Consider the following 5090-nt stretch of genomic DNA (forward strand, 5'->3'; position numbering starts at 1 on the left):
CCTTTGCTTCGAACACCTCCCTGCGCGCGTGCGCCCAGCACTGCGCATGCGTCAGCCCGACCTGTTTGGCGTAACTGGCATAGGCGGCGTAGCCGTCGCTTAGAAGCACGGCGTCCTCCGGCGGCGACAGCCCGAGCATGTCGCGCACATGCTGGCCAGCGCGGCTTGGCGAGTGCGTGAAGCAAATCTCGTCGCGCTCGCCGTAGATCGGCCAGAAATAGGTGGTCTTCATCTTGCCCGGATTCGCCCGACCGGCCTTGATCGGCACTTCGTCCATCGCCTTGACACGGCTGGCACGTATCGAATCGAGCTGTGCATCGTAGACCGGTTCGAGCAGCGCCACGCTCGATTGCATCAGTTGGGTCAGCCACGGCCGGCTGACCTTGATCCCGGCATCATCGAGTCGGCGGTGCTGGCGGTACAGCGGCAAGTGGTAGTCGAATTTGTCGATCACCATGCCAACGACGAAGCTGACGTCGGCTCGGCTGCCCTCGATCACGCCGACAGGGGCCGGCGGGCACGAGAGCGCCTGCGTGTCTTTCCGCTTGATCAGGGGGCGCACGTACTTGAGCACGACATAGCTGCCGGGACGCTGCGCCAGGCGGTGCGTGACTTTCTCGCCAATCACTTCGTACTGATCGGGCTTGAGCAATTCCATGTCCGGGTTGGGGACGGCAATCACTTCCACCGGCACACGCTTCTCATCGAAGAACAAACTCGATTCGTCGGCGCCAACCGGCTTGGTCTTGCGCTCGCGCTCGTGGCCGGCCACCACCGCTTTCTTAGCCGGCAGCGGCGTCTCGGGAATGGCGTCGAAACCCACGCCAAGAATACCCTGAACACCTTCTGGATCAGGATGGCGCTTCTCGCTTTTCTGGCCGAAGATCTGACGCTGAAACCAGGCCACCTGGCGTCGCAAATTGATGTTCTCGCGCTCCAGTTTGCCGACCAGTCACACGTGCTTTCGGACCCATTTGGACTTCGTCAGAATTTGCAGGGATTCCAAACGTTAATATGCCAATATCCTGCAATTCCAGCAATCCGGTTTCGCCCTTAAACTCCCGCCAGTAATGGCTTTTGCGATTGTTCAGGGTGGACTAAGCTAACGTGCCTTTATCCCTGGATCTAATCAGCCCCAGTGCTTCGGTTTGAGTCGCCCGAAGGCGACTAGCCCGCACGAACCAAAAAGGGACTCATCAAGGCGAGACGGTCGTCTCTGCTATTACGCGTGGCTCCGATGTCATACGAATCGCAATCGCGCGTCCTTTCAGCCGGAACGGAGTCTCGATAAACCGGTAGCAAAGTTCCGCCCCGATGCCGCTTAAGAGCAGCCCGCCGACGAGAATCCGAAACGTGTCGTTCGCTCCGACCGCGCCACCAGATCTGTCCTTACAATATTCCACGGCGACCAGAAACATGATGGGGTGTGCAAGATAAATGGAATACGAGCGCGATCCTATCCATTGAATGACCCGGCTGTGGCGAACCCAGCGAAACATCAGGCCCTCGTCATAAGATGCAAGCCAAACCATAACAGCGGAGCAAAGCGCAAGCATACCGACGAAGAACGGAATACTTTCTTGCCGGGCAAGAACCGCGAGGGACAACAGCAGCATGCCTGTTACCAACAATCTGAACGGAGTCGACCGCAGCGCTACAGGTTTCCATCGTGTGTACAAGGGGGACTGGGAGAAAATCGCGATAAGGACGCCCCACAACACCGCGTCGATCCGAGTCAGCCAAAGTGCGGAAAATATCGGACGATACAATGGAAACTGAATCATGATCAACGCGCAGCACAACCAGAACAACCGCTTTCTAAGGAAGAAAATCGCGATCGGCAGAATAAAATAAAACTGCTCTTCAAGTGAAAGTGACCAGTAAGCCGCATTGATGCCGCAGTAGCTGACTTGGGTAGCGCAGAAATACGAATGCCAGTTTGCCATATAGAAAAACTGGGAAACCGTATCCATGAGATTTAATGCTGGCGAGGAAAACGACCCGTGCTCATTATAGAAAATGGCGAGCATGATACTGATAAAAAGCCAGAGCCAGGACGCGGGAACCAGGCGGTAAAATCTTCGTACCCAAAAAGCGCCAATCTGTTGCCAGTATCTTTCTGTCTTAGTCACACCTATTACCGGCAGCAGGCTGCGCATAATAACAAAGCCCGAAACCGTAAAGAACAGGTCCACGCCGCCCCAGAACTGCAGGTGAGAAAAAAGCACCTGCTGCCATTTGGGATCCCAAGGCATGAAGACACCAAGATGAGTAATGAGTACGTAAATAATACCGACAGCACGTAGTGCTTCAAGTTCGTTGTTTCTTTCCATACCTCAACCGACGCCGCCAATTGTGAGGACGTAGTATACCCGACCAAATTGATGAACTGGTCTGCTTATGGTCCACAGGAACATCGGCTGAAGGTGTGACGCCGGGTGGTAACCCTATCCTCGTCGCCCCGCCATGTGTCAAAATATGGCTGACCCAATAACACGCACTGCGCCACTGCGTCGACGTTCATAACGTCGCGCGACGCCTTTAGGAGTCTTGTGAGACGTCTTGCAATTTACATGTTCTACGACCCTGACGGCCTCGTAGACGACTACATTACTTTCAAGTTGAAAACCCTCGCAGAGCACTCATGCGAACTGCTAGTCGTTGCAAACGGCCAACTAACGGATGAGGGGCGCGCCAAGCTAGAGAGCATCGGTGCGACTGTTCTCGTCCGCAAAAACGAAGGTTTTGATGTTTGGGCGTATAGAGAGGCACTTCTGCATGTGGGCTGGCGACGGCTCGGAAAATATGACGAGGTGATTTTGATGAATTACACGTTCTATGGCCCGCTTTTTCCGTGGTCGGAAATGTTCGACGAAATGCAGGAAGGAGCGCTGGATTTCTGGGGTATTAGTGCTCACAAGGCTATAGCAAGTTCATTCGCGGATGGCGTCGCGCTGCCTTACCATATTCAGTCGCATTTTATCGCAGTGAGACGAAAGCTTCTCAACTCCCCCTACTTCCGAGCGTATTGGGAGGACATGCCAGAGATCAAGAGTTATAACGACTCTGTCTTACTGCATGAATCTCGGTTCACCGCGCATTTTGCAAAACTTGGATTTATTCATTCCGTGTATGTCAAGGACGAGGACAGTGACTCGCCCTATCCCATATTTCACCATGTTGATACCGCGATAAAGAACCGTTGCCCAATTTTAAAGCGCCGAGTTTTTTTTCATAATCCTGTGTTTATGGATTTAAACGCGATCGATATCAACAAAGCGCTCGATGTAATCCGCGCCACTTCAACCTATGACTTGTCGCTGATCTGGAAAAACATCACGCGAACGTCAGTTCCGCGCGATCTTTATACCAACACATCTGGGCTGCATGTGCTCTTCCCAGTGAGCGAGAATTCAAATGAAGCAGTTCGCACGGCGGCGCTTTTACATGCGATAGACGCAGATGCATTGCTCAATCGTATAGATTACATTCGTAGTCTGCCCGACAATTGCGCACTTTACGTGTCCACGGTTTCTGAAAGAGAGACTGAAAAAATACGCTTGGCGTTCGATAAACTTCGTTTTCCCAATTCCTGCGAATTCGTAACTCTTCCCAAAGGGTGCGATGACATGGATGCAATGCTGGTGCAACAACGGCATGTGTTCGGGAACGGACAATACGACTTAATTTGCAAGCTTGTTTTCGAGTCGTTGAGGACAAAAAATGAGAATGTTGAGGTTTATAAGCAAGAGCATTCCTTGGAAAATCTTGTCAGCAATCGTGCGCACGTCAACTCAATAATCAGCTTAATGATGAAGGCGCCCGACCTCGGAATGTTGATGCCTCCGCTGGCACATGTGGCGCAGTTCACATTGGGCCATTCATGGTGGGGCATGAATATCAACTGTAAGTATGTCGCAACGCAGCTTGATATTCAGGTGCCGTTCGACTCTCACACGCCTTTGGCTCCCTTGGGGCGCATGTTCTGGGTTCGCCCGGCAGCGCTGCGGAAGATCTTTGCACGCAGCTGGACGAACGAAAGCCTTCGCGTCACCGCTGGTGAATCCTATAAGACAATGACTGCGCTTCTGGAGCGCATCCTCGCCTATTGCGTACTCGACGCCGGTTACCTAGCGCAGTGCGTGCTCACGCCCGATCAGGCAGAATTCAACTATACGAAGCTTGAGTATAAGGCCCAACGACTTACGGCATATTTGCCAACCGGAAATATCATCGACCAGCTTGATCAGATGGAGCTACTTAGCAAGCTGGCAGCGATGATTCCAGCGGGAACCGCAAAAGAAAAGATCGCTTATCTAACCGGTTTGGTCGAACTCCGCGAAGCCTTGATTACAGGCGGTCCGCCGGACGATCTACTTGACTCTTCGGAAGAGCCCGCTCAGTAACACAAAGGCGTAGTTTTGTTCAACAGGGTGCGATACAACGGTATCGGGACGTAAAGTCGAAAATGCCGTTGTGTCGGAACCGCTGTGCAGCCACTGTTGAACCTCCCTCGGGAGCCTAAAACCTGGGGTCAAGCGCCTCCGTGAAATGGGCGATGAAGAGCGGAGCTGCTGGTGGAGACGATCGAAACGGCCAAACGGATAAGCGTGGTAAAGGATCACTCATCAACAGAATTACGACCCGGGCGTTCCGGTTGCGCGCTGTGCGCACACTATAATCCTGAAAAGCTGCGGCCTCGCACGGCGTCATGCTCCGCATCATCCTGCTGCGGAACTCGGGCGCTCGCGTGCCCCCAATCCACCCAAGTTAAGCGCGGCTGCCGCGCCGGAACTCAATCGAGTTAAAAAGCGCTTGACGTGAAGCCAACTTCGCGCGGCCGCCACCCTGCTGGCGTCTTTTTAGACGCCAGCAGGGTGGCGGCCAATGAGGATCTTTTTGATCTTCGTTGGCCCCATGTCTCTTCCCACTCTGTTTGCCGATCTCGCCGCCCATATTCAGACTCAACAGTTTCGTCACCTTGCTTGCGATCCCGAGCATCCCACGGCGTTCCAACGTCGTCGCAAATTGCCCTTGCCGGCACTGATCGCATTGATGCTCACCGGCATGCGCAAGAGCGTCCAGACCGA

At 53.7% G+C, this 5090-nt stretch carries 2 protein-coding genes and 1 pseudogene; 1 reads left to right on the top strand and 2 read right to left on the bottom strand.

From position 1 onward, the window contains the following. Together BSU04_RS43175 and BSU04_RS43180 are read right to left on the bottom strand one after the other, a co-directional pair. A pseudogene (locus tag BSU04_RS43175) lies at positions 1-919 on the bottom strand (IS66 family transposase); the annotation flags it as partial. Positions 920-1196: 277 nt separating this feature from the next. Then, the gene (locus tag BSU04_RS43180) at positions 1197-2333 is read right to left on the bottom strand and encodes an acyltransferase family protein (RefSeq protein WP_089166296.1); all 1137 of its coding nucleotides are present in this window, start codon (positions 2331-2333) and stop codon (positions 1197-1199) included. A gap of 240 nt (positions 2334-2573) precedes the next feature. Between BSU04_RS43180 and BSU04_RS43185 the strand changes: the two genes are divergently transcribed. Beyond that, positions 2574-4406: a rhamnan synthesis F family protein gene (locus tag BSU04_RS43185; protein ID WP_089166297.1), complete on the top strand. Its 1833-nt coding sequence runs from the start codon at positions 2574-2576 to the stop codon at positions 4404-4406. Positions 4407-5090 lie beyond the last annotated feature (684 nt).

It is taken from the genome of Caballeronia sordidicola (assembly GCF_002220365.1).
Lineage (GTDB): Bacteria > Pseudomonadota > Gammaproteobacteria > Burkholderiales > Burkholderiaceae > Caballeronia > Caballeronia sordidicola_C.

Coding starts and splice junctions, on each gene's coding strand:
- BSU04_RS43185 (WP_089166297.1), top strand. CDS start 2,574: ATGTTCTACGACCCTGACGGCCTCGTAGACGACTACATTACTTTCAAG.
- BSU04_RS43180 (WP_089166296.1), bottom strand. CDS start 2,333: ATGGAAAGAAACAACGAACTTGAAGCACTACGTGCTGTCGGTATTATT.